The sequence below is a fragment of the Marinobacter lipolyticus SM19 genome, from assembly GCF_000397065.2.
Taxonomy (GTDB): domain Bacteria; phylum Pseudomonadota; class Gammaproteobacteria; order Pseudomonadales; family Oleiphilaceae; genus Marinobacter; species Marinobacter lipolyticus.
This window is the reverse complement of the sequence record NZ_KE007328.1, coordinates 134,995-151,346: the sequence shown is the minus strand read 5'-3', so window position 1 is coordinate 151,346 and position 16,352 is coordinate 134,995. Positions and strand designations below refer to the sequence as shown.

The window sequence follows — 16,352 nt, the reverse complement described above, 5'->3', positions numbered from 1 at the left end:
GAAGCGCACAGGGAAGTGCTTGTAGCGGTTTTTGGACCGCCCTTCCTGCCCCCGAAGCCCTCCAAGTCCCAGAAGGATGAAGCTTCGACAGACTTCAACCGAACAGGTAAACTACGCCTCAATTTTTCCCAGCGAAAACGAGACCGTCACCCATGAGCATCAAATCCGATAAGTGGATTCGCCGGATGTCCGCAGAACACGGCATGATCGAGCCCTTCGAGGCCGGCCAGGTCCGTGAAACCGAAAAAGGCCGTGTCATCTCCTACGGCACCTCCAGCTACGGCTACGACGTACGCTGCAGCAACGAATTCAAAATCTTCACCAACGTCCACTCGGCCACCGTCGACCCCAAAAACTTCGACGACAACAGCTTCGTGAACTACACCGGTGACGTCTGCATCATCCCGCCAAACTCCTTCGCACTGGCGCGGACCGTAGAGTACTTCCGCATTCCCCGCAGCGTACTCACCATCTGCCTGGGCAAATCCACCTACGCGCGCTGTGGCATCATCGTCAACGTCACCCCGCTGGAACCCGAGTGGGAAGGGCAGGTAACCCTGGAATTCTCCAACACCACCAACCTGCCGGCTAAAATCTACGCCAACGAAGGTGTGGCCCAGATGCTGTTCTTCGAGTCCGACGAAATCTGCGAAACCAGCTACAAGGATCGGGGCGGCAAATACCTTGGCCAGACCGGCGTAACGTTGCCCAAGACATGAGGAAATCCAGCCGATTTCCTGAGCAATACTGGAGGCTGACTTGAACGCCAATCAGTTTCTCAAAGCGGTTTCACAACTCCAGGGCTGGCGGGAATGTGCCTTCCTGCTGGCACTGGCGGAACGCTCCTTTCCCAATTACGCCCTGTTTGCGGACGCGGTTGAGCTGAAAACCGGTGCCAAAATGCGCCAACTCATGGACCTGGCCTGGGACATGCTGCAAAAGGATGCCTCGGAAGCGGCGATCCCACAATTGCTGGCGAAGCTGGAAGCCCTGTCCCCGGACGTGAATGCCTATGATGCCTACGGCGTCTATCCGGCGTTTGATTTTTGCCAGTTGCTGGAACAGGCGTTGCTCAACAGGCTCAATCCGGGTAAGCACCGGGCAACCGAAGCCTCCGGGATTGCCACCGCAACCGTCATGAACTTCGTGGAAATGTCCGAGGGTGAAGATCTCGACGAGGACGAACTCGTCAGGCTACTTGACCAGCACCCACTCATGAAGGAAGACAAAGCGTTCCAGCGGGACCTGGTGCTTGACCTCAAGCGACAACGCACACCTACCAGTCAGTTTGTCGAGCGATTGCGCCAGCAAGCCGCCAACGACGGCGTGAGCAACCTGGGCGTCTCCCTCGGAGACTAGCCTGCGGTTGCCCCGCTCCTGTCCTACACTGAATCCGTAACCCCCTGTTGAATTTGGGAAGCCTCATGAAACTTTCAGCTTTTGGCCGGAAATTTACTGCCGATGCCGGCATCACCTCATTGATGGATGACCTGGGTAATGCGCTAGCCTCTGGCGACGATATGATCATGATGGGGGGAGGTAACCCGGGGCATATTCCCGAGATCCAGCAGCGGGTTCAGGAAATACTGGCGGATATCTGTCAGACACCGGCGGACATGCGTCGCCTGGTGGGAATCTACGATCCACCCCAGGGCGAAAAGCAGTTCATCGCCTCGCTGGCAGAATTGCTCAATCGCGAGTATGGCTGGGGGCTCAAGCCCGAGAACATTGCGCTCACCAATGGCAGCCAGGCTGCCTTCTTCATGCTCTTCAACATGTTCGGCGGAGATTACGGGGACGGCCTCAAAAAACACATCCTGCTGCCGCTGGCGCCGGAATACATCGGCTACGCGGACGCCGGCATCGAGCCGGGCCTGTTCCATGCCGTGCAGCCGGATATTTCGTTTACCGATGCCCATGAGTTCAAATATCGGGTGGATTTTGATGCAGTCGAGGTGACCGGGGAAACCGGTGCTATCTGTGTATCCAGGCCCACAAACCCGACAGGAAACGTCATCACTGATGAGGAGCTGGCCAGGCTGGAGCAGATGGCTCGCCAGCACGACGTGCCGCTGATCGTCGATGGGGCTTATGGCACTCCGTTCCCAAACCTTTTGTTCGTGGATGCGACACCGACCTGGAATGAGCAGATTATTCTTTGTCTGAGCTTGTCCAAGCTTGGTTTGCCAGCGGCCCGCACCGGGATTGTTATAGCCGCTGAGCCGGTGATCAAGGCGCTTTCCGGAATCAATGCCATCATGAACCTGGCCACCGGTAGCTTCGGCGCCATGCTGGCGGAGCCCCTGGTACGTTCTGGCGAGATCCTGTCTCTGAGCCGCGATGTGGTGTGCCCGTTCTATAAGGCCAAGATGGAGAGGGCGGTAGCCGTGTTCCAGGATGCCATGGGCGAGGACAGTTGCCACTGGTATATCCACAAGCCGGAGGGGGCGATGTTCCTGTGGTTGTGGTTCCCGGATTTGCCAATCAGTAGCCTGGAGCTATACCAGCGTCTCAAGGCCCGGGGCGTGTTGGTGGTCTCCGGTCATTACTTCTTCCCGGGGTTAGCGGATGAGAGCTGGAAGCACCGACACGAGTGTCTGCGGGTGACCTACTCCCAGGACGATGAACGGGTAGCCGAAGGTTTGCGCATTATTGCCGATGAGGTCAAAGCGGTGTGGGGCGAGCGGCAAGGCTAGCGACGGATTTCCGCCTCATCAATGGTGATTTCGTAGCGGCTGCCATCCGGTTCAACCTGCAATAGTCGAATCAACAGGTATTCCTGTTCGGGGGCGAACCACATCAGGGTCTGGCGCTTGCCGTCGTCGCGGACTTTCTCTGCCTTGACGGTAGCGATCCTGCCCTGATCGGTATTCAGTATCTCTTCATCAATTACCGCAAAACGATCGGTATCGTAGTCACCCTCGTCGATCACGCGATACACCATCTCCCGCTTACCTGCGCGTATGTCCTGGTGAAGCTGAAGTTGATAACCCATCGGATCCAGGGCGCCCTCTTCAAGCTTCAGGGAGAACCGGTCACCCTCGTGATGACCGGTTGCAACGCCCTTGCTCCACTCAAAGTCAATCGCCACCTCGCGATCCCGAATCAGAAAACCCGAGAGTTTGTAACGATACCTGAGCGGTACAACCCGATTGTTCTCCCAGCGAAGGATCAGGGATTCCCTGATATCTGCAATAAAGGAATCGACATCGGTTCGATAGAGCCAGGTGCCGTCGTCCCTTTTGATAAGGCGCCTGCTGGCGGTGCCGTTCAGGGCGATGCCTTTGTTCATGGAAGCGCTGTAGCTGGCCTTTAGTGGCAGCAGGGGAGGGTATTCGGGTTCCGGGGTCCGGGTTTGCTGCTGTGGTTCACTGGCATGGTCCTGCACCTCCTCTGTTAAAGCCGGGGTGGCTAAAAACGTCAGGGCAATCCAGGTAATAACGACAGCTGGAAATCTGACCCGGAGGGGTACAGTCATGGTTCACTCCTGTTGCGCACGGCTACATGATGTCGTCAGTGTAGCCCGTCCGGCTATGCGGGAGGATGACAATCTGTTTAGTGAGTCACCCGCTCATCAGGCAGTCGCATAGGCTGCTTGAGCAGTTCGCCGTCAAACAGGACGTAGTCGGTACCCAGGTGGATGCGTCCTTCGCAGAACCACCGAACCACGATCGGGTAAAGCAGGTGTTCTTTTTCCTGAACTTTCTCCGCGAGGGATTCCGGGGTGTCATCCGGATCGATCGTCACTTCTGCCTGGGCAATCACCGGGCCGCCATCCAGTTCCTCAGTCACGAAATGGATAGAGACGCCGTGCACCTTGTCGCCAGCTTCGAGTGCGCGCTGGTGAGTATTCAGTCCGGTGTATTTGGGAAGCAGTGAGGGGTGGATGTTCAGCATGGTGCCCCGCAATGCCCGCACAAAATCGGTTGTCAGGATGCGCATGAATCCGGCCAGGACGACAAGATCCGGATTGTGTCGACGAATCTCTGCCATCAGGGCGCCATCAAACTCTTCCCTCGATCCATAATCCTGATGGTTCACGATGAACGTGTCGATGTTAGCCTGGGCTGCCCGCTCCAGTGCAAACGCCTGCGGGCGATTGCAGCCGACAGCCACGATCTGCCCCGGGAAGTCCCGTTCGCGGCTGGCATCAATCAACGCCTGAAGATTGGTTCCGCTGCCAGAGGCGAGAACCAGAATGCGTGGCTGTGGTGCTGGATCGGCATTCATTCGGCAAGCAGTCCCGGCGCGTAGCGAACCACAGATTTTGCTGAGGCATCGTCCGCGCTTTCGATCATGCCAATCTGCCAGGCCTGTTCGCCCATGGAGTTGAGAGTATCGAGAGCGAGATCCCTCTGGTTGGCCGGTACACAGACAATCATGCCGACGCCACAGTTAAAGGTGCGATACATTTCCTCGCTGGCAACACCTCCGGCATTCTGGAGCCACTGAAATACCGGTGGAAGTGTCCAGCTTGAGGTGTCGATTGCAGCGACGGAGCCATCAGGAAGTACCCTGGGAATATTCTCCGGCAAGCCGCCACCGGTGATGTGGGACAATGCCCGTACATCGACTTCGCGGAAAAGTTGTAGCAGGTTCTTGACGTAAATACGTGTGGGTGCCATCAGGGCGTCAGCCAGGGTGCTGTCGCCCAAGGGTTGGCTCAGGTCGGCCTTGCTGACCTCAATGATTTTACGAATGAGCGAGTAGCCATTGGAGTGTGGCCCTGAGGAGCCCAGTGCAATCAGGACATCGCCATTCTGTACCCGGCTACCGTCAATGATCTCGCTACGTTCCGCAATTCCGACACAAAAGCCCGCCAGGTCATAATCGTCACCCTCGTACATACCCGGCATTTCAGCGGTTTCACCGCCGACCAGTGCGCAGCCCGCCTGTTCGCAGCCTTCACCGATACCAGCCACGACCTGTGTAGCAACGTCGACGTTCAGCTTACCCGTTGCGTAGTAATCCAGGAAAAACAGGGGCTCGGCACCGCCGACCACAAGATCGTTCACGCACATGGCAACGAGATCGATGCCGATGCTGTCGTGTTTTTGCAGTTGCATGGCCAGTCGCAGCTTTGTACCAACGCCGTCGGTGCCGGACACCAATACCGGCTCGCGGTAACCGGTGGGAATGGAAACCATGGCGCCAAAACCGCCCAGCCCTCCAAGCACTTCCGGGCGACGCGTACGGGCTGCGGTATCCTTGATGCGGTTGACGAGTTCATTGCCGGCGTCTATATCGACGCCAGCATCGCGATAGGTGAGGGAGGGCTTCTGTTCGCTCATGGTGTGCTTAACCGTTTGGCCAGTGGGTCAGGCGGCGGATTTTAACAGGTGAGCGGTGGTGCTCCAAATTGATTTTCCGAAATCCCCGTTAGCTACTCACGACTTGGGCCTTGGTGTATCCTATGCGCCATTCAGGCGAATTGCAGGGTGTTTCATGTCATTATCAGGACGAATTTCGACACGGGCAGCGCGTTTATTGCGGCACATCTTGCCGTTAGCCGGCGCCCTGGCCCTCTTGGCGGTCTTTCCGGTCGGGGCAGCGACCGTTAGCGGGCTGTATACCGTGGAGGTGCCTGTTGCGGGGGGGCAAGCTGGCCAGCTTCGACAAGGCTATGCCGATGGCCTCGAAAAGGTTCTTATCCGGGTGTCGGGCAACAGTAATATTCGCGGGCAAGCGGGTGTGCAATCGCTCCTTGAGGATGCCGAAACCCTGCTTCAGTCTTATCAACTGCTTCGCGGCGAAGGAGGCGATCGCCTCCGCATGAGTTTCGGTGCTGTGGGCGTGAACAGGGCGCTGGCATCGGTCAATGCCCCGGTTTGGGGGGCAAATCGTCCCCTGACGCTGGCCTGGATTGCGGTCGAGGAGCGAGGCTCCCGGTCGTTGCTAACCTCAGGAGCGGGTGCTGATAATGCTGGCAGCCCGTGGTCAGCAGCCTTCCGGCAGGCTGCGGCTGATCGAGGTTTACCCATCAATCTCCCTCCCGGGTCGATGGCGGGGAATCGTGAGCTGCTATCGGATATCTGGGGGCAGTTCACCAGCCGTGTGAAGTCGGCTTCCGGGGATCTTGATCACGATTTGATGGCGCTGGTTCGGGTAAGCCGTTCCGGAAATCAGTGGCGCGCCGGTTGGATTTTTGACGGCATGGGCATGGACGAGGGTGAGCAATCCGTGACTGCCGGAAGTGAGAGGGCGCTGGCAGAAAAGGTGATTGATCGGTGGGCTGACGCTTTTGCCAGCCGCTACGCGGTGGCTGCCGGTGATGTCGGGGATCTGCCCAGGGTCGAAATTATTATTCAGGGTGTCAGTACCTTGCAGGATTATGGCAACATCATCCGTGTTCTGGATAACCTGACTCCGGTGCAGGATGTCGGCGCTTCCAGAGTTGCAGGGGATCAGCTTACTCTGAGGGTTGCCTTCTCGGGTGAGCTTGAGCAACTTCGGGAATATATAGCGCTGGATACTCGCTTTGTGCCGTTATCCAAAGCGGAGGCGGTGAATAGCGAGCCTGCCGAGCAGTCTTCCCCGGAGCAGAGCCCGGAAGAGCCCCCGGAAGAGCCCCCGGTGGGAGCGGTGCAGGAATCCGCGGATGCCATGTCCGATCCACTGTATGCCTACCAGCCACTATTGAGTGGCAGTGAGGAGGTCGAGGAGACTTTTGAATCGCTCTACGAAATTCTCCATTATCGCTGGCAGCCAGCATCGGTGATCAGTACGGATGACGCCGAGTAACCATAGGGTAGAGGGAGCCTGTTGATGTCAGAACGGTGGCGCTGGATACCCAATGCTCTGACGTTTTTGCGCTTCGTGCTGATTGCTCCGTTTGCCGCCGCGCTGTTGGCCAGTGACTACCGCATGGCGTTGGGAATATTTTTTGTAGCAGCAGCTTCGGACGCCTTTGATGGCTTTCTCGCCAGGCGGTTCAATTGGAAATCCCGCCTGGGGGCTATTGCGGATCCCCTGGCGGATAAGGCGCTGCTGATCACGGCCTACCTGATGTTGACCTGGACCGGCGTACTCCCACTCTGGCTTTTTACCCTGGTCCTCGGTCGGGATATCCTGATTGTTATTGGCGGGTTGGCGTATCACTATGGTGTCGGTCGATTTGATATGGAGCCCAGTATTCCGGGCAAATTCAACACACTGATTCAGATTCTGGTGGTGCTCGCTATCATTGTGCTGCTTGCAGGGTTGCCTATGCCGCCATGGGTGCTGGAAGTGGGCATTTTTCTGGTCGCAGTTTCGGCGATTATCAGTGGCGGGCACTATTTGGTCGTCTGGAGCGTTCGGGCCTGGAGGGCAAAGCGACAGTGAGTTCGTCACAAATGGCTTTGGGGGTCAAGCTCCGGGACGACGCGCGGTTTGATAACTTTCACGGTGACCGGAATGCCGAGGCCGCTGCTCGTCTGGAAGCCGTTTGTCGTGATGAGAGTCGCGTTCCAGTCGTGGTGGTTTGCGGTGATTCGGATACGGGTAAAAGCCACCTGTTACAGGCTGCCTGTCACTTCATGGAAAGTCGTGATGATTCGGCGGTTTGCGTCAGTATCCAGGAGCTGCTGCCGTTTGGGCCAGAAGCGTTGTCGGGCCTTGAGAACCAGGCTCTGATCTGTCTTGATGATGTCGACCTGATCGCCGGTCGGGAAGACTGGGAAGAAGCGGTCTTCCATCTGTACAATCGCGTACTCGATAACGGTCATTTGTTACTCGTCAGTATGTCGGAGGTACCGGGTTCCCTGCCGCTTGTGTTGCCGGATCTGGTGTCGCGGCTTGCTCATGGCTTGTTGATCCAGTTGGGTATCTATCGGGATGACGATCGCCTGAAAATCCTGATGGCAAGGGCAGAGAAGCGTGGACTGGTTATGGGTGACGACGTGGCAGGCTTTATTCTGCGCCGGGCACCACGCAGGCTGGGCGAGTTGCTGGCAATACTGGATCGCCTGGATGAGAACTCCCTGCAGGCACAGCGCAGGTTGACCATACCGTTCGTCAAGTCCGTTATGGGCTGGTGACGGTCTCGAACATTTACAATAACATCAGAAGCAGCAGGTTCGACGGAAGTCGGGCAGCGCAGAGTTACGTCAGGGGGAAGAAATGAGACGAGTCGTTTTCAATCAGAAAGGTGGTGTCGGAAAGTCGAGTATTACCTGTAACCTGGCGGCGATCAGTGCGGCCAGGGGAAAACGTACATTGGTGGTAGATCTGGACCCTCAGGGTAACTCGACACACTATCTGCTGGGCAAGCCTGCCGCTGACCTGAAGGACACCGTGGCCGATATGCTGGAGCAAACGGTAGCTTTTACGGTGTTCAACCGTCGCCCCGACGAGTTTGTTCACGCCTCGCCGTTTGATAATCTGTTTGTCATGCCCTCCAGTCCCGAGCTGGATTTTCTTGAGCGCAAACTGGAAGCCAAGCACAAGATATACAAGCTGCGGGAGGCACTGAAGAAGCTCGGAGAGTCCTTCGATGCCATTTACATCGATACCGCACCGGCCCTGAATTTCTACACCCGATCAGCGTTGATTGCCGCCCAGCGATGCCTGATTCCGTTCGATTGCGATGATTTCTCCCGTCAGGCACTATACAATATTCTCAACGAAATCCGTGACCTGCAGGAAGATCATAACGAGGATCTGGTGGTGGAGGGCATTATCGCCAACCAGTTCCAGCCCCGTGCGAGTCTGCCGAAGCAACTGGTCCGTGAATTGACCGAAGAAGGGTTGCCAGTATTGCCGGTGCGATTATCCAGTTCCGTCAAAATGAAAGAGTCTCATCAAAGTCGGCAGCCTTTGGCTCACATGGCCCCAAAACACGCATTGACCAGGCAGTTTGAAGACCTGTTCAAGGTTCTGCATGGCGAGACCGTGGAACTGGAGCCGCTCGCAGACTGATTTCGGGGAGTTTATGTCACAGTCATCCAGTCAGATTGCGGAAGTTGCGGACAGCCTGCTCAGAATTGAAATGCAACTCCGTCAGATTGGGGCGTGGGAGAGTAAGGCGCCGCCCCCTGAAGCTTTTGACAGCACACAGCCGTTCTGCATAGACACTCTGGAGTTTACCCAGTGGCTGCAGTTTGTATTCGTCGCTCGCCTGAAGATTCTCATTGAGGAGGATCGCACGCTGCCATCGGTTTCCGGTATGGCACCCATGGCAGAGGAACATTTTCGCGGGCGTCCCGAATCCGGCGAGGGGCTGATTCGGGAGCTGGAGGTCATGGACGAGTTGTTGTCAGGGTAGCCCTGAAGCGATCCTAGTCCAGGCGCATGGAGAGATCGACGGCCCGGACGTCCTTGGTTAATGCACCAATGGATATATAGTCGACTCCCGTTTCGGCAATCGGCACCAGCGTGTTGGCGTTGATTCCGCCAGATGCTTCCAGCTTTGCCCTGCCGGCAGTGGTGGTGACAGCTCTGGCCATATCTTCCAGTGAAAACTCGTCAAGCATGATGATGTCGGCACCTGCTTCCAGCGCCTGATCCAGCTCGTCCAGATTTTCTGTTTCCACTTCTACGGGGCGCCCGGGGGCAATGCGACGGGCCTCGCTGACCGCTTGGGCAATGGAGCCGCAGGCAGCAATGTGGTTTTCCTTGATCAGGAATGCATCCCACAGGCCAATGCGATGGTTGTAGCAGCCGCCGCAGCTGACTGCGTATTTTTGCGCAAGGCGCAGACCAGGAAACGTTTTGCGCGTGTCCAGCAATTTAACACCGGTGTGGGCGACTTGCTCCGCGTAAGCGGCGCAGACGGTTGCGGTTCCCGAGAGTGTCTGCAGCCAGTTCAGGGCAGCCCGTTCGGCAGTCAGCAGTCCGCGTGCCGGCCCTTTGAAGCTGAACAGCACGCTGTCGGGCTCAGCACGATTGCCGTCCTTTACATGCCAGGTCAGTTCAAGGGATGGATCTACCTGTCGGAACACCTCGTCGACCCATTGGCGCCCTGCGATCACCGCGGTTTCACGGGTAATCACGCGACCAGTGCTGATCTTGTCAGCCGGGATCAGTTGTGCCGTGATATCCCCGCTGCCAATGTCTTCTCGCAGACTGAGCGCGATGGATTCAACACGGGATTGGCGAAGCATTTCGGCTGGGATCATGGTAACTGTCCGGTAAAAAGAGAGTTGTTGGGGTCTGGGGCGTGATTCTATAGCCAGCCAGCAGATTCGCCAAACGGGAACCTGGTTGACTGCTAAAATGTGAACTGCATCTACTGGTCACAAAAGGTGACAAATTCTGACACAAGGTGACGTTGATAAGACTTAGGATATGCAGTGGAGTAAAGCCCGATTAGTTTGTCACTTAATACCCGGAGCAGCCAAATGGCGCAGGATAGCAAGGTGGTCAGTTTCGCAGCACGGACATCCGGAGGCCGGTTTGCCTTGCCCAATGGGTTGGTTCGTCTGCGTGACGCATCGGGTCAGTCACTGAAGTCTGTATTGGCGGGTTTTTTTGACAACTCGGACGATGCCCTGTTCGAACTGGCCGATAAGGCCGGCTCGAATGAGGACCGGACCGCCTACTTTGATGCCATGCGTGAATTGCGGCTGCGCCGCAAGCTGATGACCGTTTCCATCCTCCAGTACATCAGTCGGGCCTTCAACGATATTGGCAAGTTCCATCCCGACAATGCCAGCGCGACCCTGGATGCTGTGGACCAGGACTCGCTGAGCTTGTTGGACCATTCCGAACTGGAACAGCGCGTGGCCATTGAAAACCTGGTCAGCAAGCTACGAAACAGGCATGCGACTGCCATAAGAATGCTGAATGCCCGGGTACATCATCTGGTACCGTCCGTGCGTCTCAGTGACAGCCAGATGCCCCTGAGTCCTGAAGTCATCTGTGGTGGGCTGGCGGAGGCCTGCTCAGATCTGGAAATAGATATTCGTGCAAAGCTGGTCGTGCTGAAACTGTTTGATCGCTTGCTGGCCGATACCCTCGGCGATTTTTATCAGCAAGCAAACCGTACTCTGATCGCCGAGGGCGTGCTGCCGGATATGAAGCGCCCGCCTGTTGATGGTCGTCAGGGTTCCTCATCATCGAAGTCTGCCGGGGCGACCCAACCGGTGCGGACGGCCAATGAAAATAGCGCCCCGGGGGGTGGCTCTTCATCGGCCGGCCAGTCCGGAGGAACCTTTTCTGAACTCAGTGCGCTGCTCCATCAAGGTCGCGGCAACGACGGAGTAGGCGCTAATGCTGGCGTCGATGGTTTTCTGGATACCGGGGCTCTCATGGCGCGGCTGAATGATGTTCAGTCATTACCCGGACATTGGGACCAGGGGCGAGTGGTGTCGCTGACCGAGCAGCTGCAGCCCGTGCTCAAAATCAATAATGGTCGGGCGTCCAATGTAGGCCAGGTGGACAGCGACGTGATCAACCTGGTGTCGATGCTGTTTGATTTCATTCTGGAAGACCGTCAGCTCCATCCAGTTATGAAAGCTCTGATTGGCCGATTGCAAATTCCGGTTCTGAAAGTCGCCCTCAGTGACAAAAACTTTTTCAACCGTGGCGGACACCCGGTTCGCAAGCTTCTCAATGAGCTGGCTATGTCCGCCATTGGCTGGACAGAAAAGCAAAATAGCCAGCGGGATCCCCTGAGGGAAAAAATCGAATCCGTGGTGGACCGGGTTCTGAACGACTTTACCGATAACGTGGACCTTTTCGGAGAGTTGCTCGCGGATTTCAGTCATTTCATGGATCTTGACCGTCGGCGAAGGGAGTTGGTTGAGCAGCGTCTGCGTGATGCGGAAGAGGGGCGAGCGAAACAGGAACAGGCGGCTCAGGCAGCCCGTCAGATGTTGGATGAAATGACGGCGGGGCGAGAGCTGCCGGATTCAGTCAACAACCTGATGCGGGAAGCCTGGAGCAAGTACCTCCAGTGGAAGGTGTTAAGAGATGGGGAGGGCAGTGAAAGCTGGGCGTCTGCCGTTGATTTGACGCGAAAGCTGGTCTGGAGTGTGGATCCCCGGCCTGTAACCGAAGAAACCCGTACCGAGTTGTTGCGGTCGATTCCTTCGATCGTGGACAACTTGCGCCATGCGCTTCAGGAAATCTCGTGGGATCCGTTCGCCACGGATGCGGCGATCCGTGATCTTGAACTGGCCCATGTTGATGTTTTTCAGCGGCTGGTGACGTCCAGAGTCGCCCCATCCATCGATAGCTGCCCCGACGACGTTCCATCTGTCGACGATCACGGGCCTGCTGATGTGGGCGATGTGGAATCTGTTAACGATCTCCGGGAGACTGAGTCGGCTGAGCGTCGGGAAGCGACGGAAGAGGTTGCTGTCGGAACTGGCGACGCACCTGAGCCAGCGATTGAGCAGGCATGGCTTGATCGCGCGGACAACCTGCGAGTGGGTTCCTGGATCGAATTAACCAGAGATGCCACCAAGACCCGCTGCAAGCTGGCGGCATTCATCAAGGCGACAGGCAAGTACATTTTTGTCAATCGCAGTGGTGCGAAAGTGGCCGAGTATCATCGGGATTCCCTGGCACAGGCCATGGCCGGCGATGAGATTACAATGCTGGACGATGGCCTGATCTTTGACCGGGCTCTGGAATCCATCATCGATAATCTACGCAGCAGTCGCAAGGATTGAGCCGTCGTAGCAACCCGGGCAACTTTGTGCTTCAATCAGTGCGGATATCAACAGCAACAAACCTGCTGGATTTACCTTGCCTGACTCGATTCAACGCCAGAAAGCTATAGCCTGTAATCAAGATTCCATTGACCATTTGCGCAAGACCGGTCGTATTTCCGGAGTGCGCTGGTGTCCTTCGCCCAATTTTGGTCCGAGACCCGAGGGCGCCGATATTTCACTGCTTGTAGTGCATAATATAAGTCTGCCGCCAGGACAGTTTGGCGGACCTGCTATTGAACGCTTCTTCTGTAATTGCCTGGATGCCTCCGAACATCCGTATTTTGAAACCATTGCTGAACTCAAGGTATCCGCTCATGCGCTGATTCGGCGTGATGGACAGATTGTGCAGTTTGTCAGTCTGCTGGAGCGTGCCTGGCATGCCGGGCGCTCGAGTTTTCGCGGTGAAGACGAGTGCAACGATTTTTCCATCGGGATCGAGTTGGAGGGTACCGATGATGTGCCCTACACACCGGTGCAATACGAGCGGTTAGCGGAACTCTCAAGGCTGATCATGCAAGCATGGCCGAGGATTACCGGAGACAGGATTACCGGCCACTGTGATATAGCACCAGGCCGAAAAACCGACCCCGGCCCGGTATTTGACTGGGAGCATTACCGCCAGCGGTTGTCCGATCCGGACGCAACGACAGGGGAGATGTCCTGATGGTACTGGTGGTGTTTCTGTGTGCCTGGCTGGTCCGTCGCCGGCTGGACCTTTCCGATAGCTTGTCCGGTGACCGGGTATGGCGGGTATGGTTTCGTTCTGCACGTTCATCAGAGGCTGGGCGGGAAGTGGAAATCCGCTGGGGATTGGTGCGAGTCATTGTGCCGGCATTGTTGCTGGTGGGGGTGGTCTGGGCGGCGTCGATCTATGGCTGGCGCATGTCATTGTATCCCCTGGAGTTCCTGCTGTTATTGCTACTGATGGGAGCGCCGGGATGGAAGCCGCTTCTGAGGGCGTACAGCGAAGCATGGAGCAGGGGGGATATGCAGGCAGCCTGGCATCATATCCAGGATTGTCTGCCCGCTGACGAGCGGGGGCAGGCAATTTCACCGGATGAAATGCATCTGGCTTTGTCCAAGAAGCTGTTGGTTGCTGTGTTTGAGCGCTTTTTCCTGGTGGCGTTCTGGTATGTGGTGGGTGGTATTGGTCTGGCCTTTTTGGCAAGGGGGCTGGTGGCATTGCGGGAGCATTGGCCACAAGCGGCTGCACGCCCTCACTACGCCCGTATTGCCGGACTAGCCAACTGGATACCCGCACGACTGCTTGCCTGTACCTTTGGTCTGGCGGGAGATCTCGCCGGCTGGTTGAAAGATGTGCGGGGCGTGTTGTTTGCGTCCGGCTTGGCAGCTGACCAGGTACTGATTCGGGCCGCCAATGGCGCATTGACGGGATACGCACTGGATCCCGCACGCTTTGCTCAGGTTCATCCGGATGAGTGGACCGCATTTGGTGGCAGAAGTCTGAAAGCTATTCGAGATTTGCTGAACCGAAGCATGCTGGTTTGGGTGTGTGGCATTGCCCTGTTGGTGATCGCCGGGGTGGTTTGAAGTCCCGGTTTTTGAAAAAGTTTGCAGAATAACAACAATAAGGCCTAAAGTTTTTAATACTTTAGGCGACAATATAAACAAAGAATAAATCATCCTTTCTTTGAAACACCTGGCAGGGGCAAACAGTGAAGCAATTAATCAATCCAGCAGTCGCGCTGATGAACCGGTTGCCGATGTTCTACAAGTTCAGCCTGATCAGTCTGCTGTTCCTGCTTCCCATTGGTGGTCTTTCCTGGCTGGTAATCGGCGAACTGAATCGTTCCGTGGAAACCATGACCCGGGGGGTCGAGGGACTGGAACAACTGGAGCAAGTGGATCGCCTGCTCAATGCCTCATTTGATTACCGGGACTATCGTGCCCCCGGAAAAGTCCGGGATCATTCTGAACTTCTGGCGAAATCCGATCAGGCTGCTGAAACCATCAGTCGTATCCTGCAAGACCTGTCTACTCGCGAGTTGGCATTTGATGCTTCCGGTAACTGGAAGGAGCAGTTGGTTCAGTTACAGGAAGAGTGGGAAGCCCTGCGCAGTGAGGACAGTTACCAAAGCAACCTCGACCCGCAGTTCAAGTACTATCAGGAGTTTGTCCAGAAAGTTCGGGCTATGCTGTCGGCTACTATTGAGATTTCCGGCATTGGTCAGGATTCATCCAGGGAAAATCTGTTGCTGCTGGGGCTCTTGAGAGAATCCCTTCCAGAGGCCCGCCATGTCTTAGGTCGTGCCAGGGCTTTCGGGACGTTTGCGCTGGTAGACGGGCAGGTGGGATACAACCTGAGTGAGGGGCTGAATGAAATATACGATGCCCTCACAAACCGTGCTTCTCTGCTGACCCCCGCTTTGTCTGTTGCCAGGAATGCGTCTCCGAAACTGGCTGCGGAAGCCGGTGATACCATAGATAGCGTCAATCTCAGTCTGTCGGTTGTCAGGGACCAGCTGGACGTTAATGTCATTACCCCTATGCGCCTAGAATTGCCCTGGCAGGAATTTGATGCTCTGGTCGCGAACGAGCTCGCGCACTACGACGCGTTGACCGAGGCCGTCTTTGATGTGGTAGGAAACAACCTGTCGGCCAGGTTGCAAGGGGAAATCCGTCAGCGGCAGCTCATCATTGTTGCTCTGGTCCTGGTTTTGCTTGTCGTAGTCTACCTGTATATAGGATTCTTCATGTCGGTGCGCACGGCCATTAACCGCTTCAGCGAGGCGGCAAGGACCGTGGCAGCCGGTGACATGACGGCGCACATTCAGCTTGATAACCGTGATGAGCTTGGTGAGTTAACGACTGAGTTCAATAACATGACAGACCGCATCGCGGACCTGATTCGCTCGGTGAGCCGTACAACCCTGGATGTCGACCAACAGGCGACCCGCGTAAAGGATACGGCCACGGCAAACAGTGAGGCTGTCGCGCGCCAGATGGATGAATCAGGCCAGATTAATGAAGCCATGACCCAGATGGTGGAAGCCGTTCATGAGGTCTCTGAAAGTGCTCACCGGGTCTCTGACAGTGCGGGTACCGCGGAGCATGATACGGAAGCTGGTCGCCAGGTGGTGGCGGATACGGTGGAAACCATCAATCGCCTGGCGACCGAGATATCCGGTGCCGTGGCGGTGATCAATCGCGTCAGCTCGGATAGCGACAACATCAGTCAGGTGCTGGTTGAGATCAAGGCGATTGCTGAACAAACCAATCTGCTGGCGTTGAATGCTGCGATTGAGGCGGCCCGCGCGGGTGAACACGGGCGTGGATTTGCGGTCGTGGCTGACGAGGTTCGCTCGTTATCTCAGCGAACCCACAAATCCACCGAGGAAATTGAAGGCATGATTTCCCGTTTGCAGAGCGGTGTGAAAGATGCCGTTGGGGCCATGACCAACAGCCATGATGTCACTGAGACAACGGTTCGTAAGTCTTCGGAAGTCACCGAAGCGCTGGATCGTATTGCCGGAGGTATTTCCACGATTGTGGATATGAGTCATCAGATTGCCCAGGCGGCGGAAGAGCAATCGGCGGTTGCGAGGAACGTGAACACAAACGTTGAAAGAATCAGCGACCTGGGACACGTTACAGCGGAGAATGCGGATGAAACCCTGGGCTCGGCTCGTCAGATGTCGGAGTTGACCGCCTCCCTTCAGCGTCTGGTAGAGGCCTTCAAGGTCTGATGTCCAA

Annotated in this window: 16 protein-coding genes; 12 read left to right on the top strand and 4 right to left on the bottom strand. The window is 56.4% G+C overall.

Annotated elements, in window-relative coordinates:
* Nucleotides 1-152: 152 nt before the first annotated feature.
* The 3 genes from dcd (at nucleotide 153) to MARLIPOL_RS16675 (ending at nucleotide 2,696) form a co-directional block, all read left to right on the top strand.
* Complete coding sequence (gene dcd, locus MARLIPOL_RS16685; protein WP_012139486.1) at nucleotides 153-719, top strand: dCTP deaminase; 567 nt, start codon at nucleotides 153-155, stop codon at nucleotides 717-719.
* Between the two features lie 40 nt (nucleotides 720-759).
* Complete coding sequence (locus MARLIPOL_RS16680) at nucleotides 760-1,359, top strand: YjaG family protein (RefSeq protein ID WP_012139485.1); 600 nt, start codon at nucleotides 760-762, stop codon at nucleotides 1,357-1,359.
* A 65-nt stretch (nucleotides 1,360-1,424) separates the two neighbouring features.
* Nucleotides 1,425-2,696, top strand: a complete 1,272-nt coding sequence (locus MARLIPOL_RS16675; RefSeq protein WP_012139484.1) for a valine--pyruvate transaminase — start codon at nucleotides 1,425-1,427, stop codon at nucleotides 2,694-2,696.
* Here the strand turns inward: MARLIPOL_RS16675 and MARLIPOL_RS16670 are convergent.
* The 3 genes from MARLIPOL_RS16670 to purM all read right to left on the bottom strand — a co-directional run bounded on the left by MARLIPOL_RS16670 (nucleotide 2,693) and on the right by purM (nucleotide 5,291).
* Nucleotides 2,693-3,478: a DUF3108 domain-containing protein gene (locus MARLIPOL_RS16670; protein ID WP_012139483.1), complete on the bottom strand. Its 786-nt coding sequence runs from the start codon at nucleotides 3,476-3,478 to the stop codon at nucleotides 2,693-2,695. The genes MARLIPOL_RS16675 and MARLIPOL_RS16670 overlap by 4 nt on opposite strands.
* Before the next feature lie 77 nt (nucleotides 3,479-3,555).
* Nucleotides 3,556-4,230, bottom strand: coding sequence for a phosphoribosylglycinamide formyltransferase (gene purN, locus MARLIPOL_RS16665; RefSeq protein ID WP_012139482.1), 675 nt, complete (start codon nucleotides 4,228-4,230; stop codon nucleotides 3,556-3,558).
* Nucleotides 4,227-5,291 carry a phosphoribosylformylglycinamidine cyclo-ligase gene (gene purM, locus MARLIPOL_RS16660; RefSeq protein ID WP_012139481.1) on the bottom strand — a complete coding sequence of 355 codons (1,065 nt, stop codon included), beginning with the start codon at nucleotides 5,289-5,291 and terminating at the stop codon, nucleotides 4,227-4,229. Before purM ends, purN begins: the two co-directional genes overlap by 4 nt.
* A gap of 154 nt (nucleotides 5,292-5,445) precedes the next feature.
* Here purM and MARLIPOL_RS16655 point away from each other — a divergent pair, with 154 nt between their 5' ends.
* The 5 genes from MARLIPOL_RS16655 to MARLIPOL_RS16635 all read left to right on the top strand — a co-directional run bounded on the left by MARLIPOL_RS16655 (nucleotide 5,446) and on the right by MARLIPOL_RS16635 (nucleotide 9,244).
* Entirely contained in the window at nucleotides 5,446-6,741 is a 1,296-nt protein-coding gene (locus MARLIPOL_RS16655) for a DUF2066 domain-containing protein (RefSeq protein ID WP_082446220.1), read from the top strand.
* A 24-nt stretch (nucleotides 6,742-6,765) separates the two neighbouring features.
* Nucleotides 6,766-7,323, top strand: coding sequence for a CDP-alcohol phosphatidyltransferase family protein (locus tag MARLIPOL_RS16650; protein ID WP_012139477.1), 558 nt, complete (start codon nucleotides 6,766-6,768; stop codon nucleotides 7,321-7,323).
* A complete protein-coding gene (hda, locus tag MARLIPOL_RS16645) occupies nucleotides 7,302-8,018 on the top strand; it encodes a DnaA regulatory inactivator Hda (protein WP_407638110.1) in 717 nt (238 codons plus the stop codon). The genes MARLIPOL_RS16650 and hda overlap by 22 nt, the downstream gene beginning before the upstream one ends.
* A gap of 82 nt (nucleotides 8,019-8,100) precedes the next feature.
* Nucleotides 8,101-8,898 (top strand): ParA family protein, encoded by a 798-nt coding sequence (locus MARLIPOL_RS16640; RefSeq protein ID WP_012139475.1) that lies wholly within the window; start codon nucleotides 8,101-8,103, stop codon nucleotides 8,896-8,898.
* Between the two features lie 13 nt (nucleotides 8,899-8,911).
* Nucleotides 8,912-9,244 (top strand): YqcC family protein, encoded by a 333-nt coding sequence (locus MARLIPOL_RS16635; protein ID WP_012139474.1) that lies wholly within the window; start codon nucleotides 8,912-8,914, stop codon nucleotides 9,242-9,244.
* Nucleotides 9,245-9,257: 13 nt separating this feature from the next.
* Here MARLIPOL_RS16635 and nadC read toward each other — a convergent pair whose 3' ends face one another.
* Nucleotides 9,258-10,097 carry a carboxylating nicotinate-nucleotide diphosphorylase gene (gene nadC, locus MARLIPOL_RS16630; RefSeq protein WP_012139473.1) on the bottom strand — a complete coding sequence of 280 codons (840 nt, stop codon included), beginning with the start codon at nucleotides 10,095-10,097 and terminating at the stop codon, nucleotides 9,258-9,260.
* A gap of 222 nt (nucleotides 10,098-10,319) precedes the next feature.
* Here nadC and MARLIPOL_RS16625 point away from each other — a divergent pair, with 222 nt between their 5' ends.
* From MARLIPOL_RS16625 to MARLIPOL_RS16610, 4 genes are all read left to right on the top strand, one after another.
* On the top strand, nucleotides 10,320-12,596 hold the full coding sequence (locus MARLIPOL_RS16625; protein WP_012139472.1) for a DUF1631 domain-containing protein: 2,277 nt from the start codon (nucleotides 10,320-10,322) through the stop codon (nucleotides 12,594-12,596).
* Nucleotides 12,597-12,672: 76 nt separating this feature from the next.
* Nucleotides 12,673-13,302 (top strand): 1,6-anhydro-N-acetylmuramyl-L-alanine amidase AmpD, encoded by a 630-nt coding sequence (ampD, locus tag MARLIPOL_RS16620; protein ID WP_012139470.1) that lies wholly within the window; start codon nucleotides 12,673-12,675, stop codon nucleotides 13,300-13,302.
* Complete coding sequence (locus tag MARLIPOL_RS16615) at nucleotides 13,302-14,189, top strand: hypothetical protein (protein ID WP_012139469.1); 888 nt, start codon at nucleotides 13,302-13,304, stop codon at nucleotides 14,187-14,189. Before ampD ends, MARLIPOL_RS16615 begins: the two co-directional genes overlap by 1 nt.
* Before the next feature lie 125 nt (nucleotides 14,190-14,314).
* Nucleotides 14,315-16,345 (top strand): methyl-accepting chemotaxis protein, encoded by a 2,031-nt coding sequence (locus MARLIPOL_RS16610; protein ID WP_036192226.1) that lies wholly within the window; start codon nucleotides 14,315-14,317, stop codon nucleotides 16,343-16,345.
* The last annotated feature ends 7 nt before the right edge of the window (nucleotides 16,346-16,352 follow it).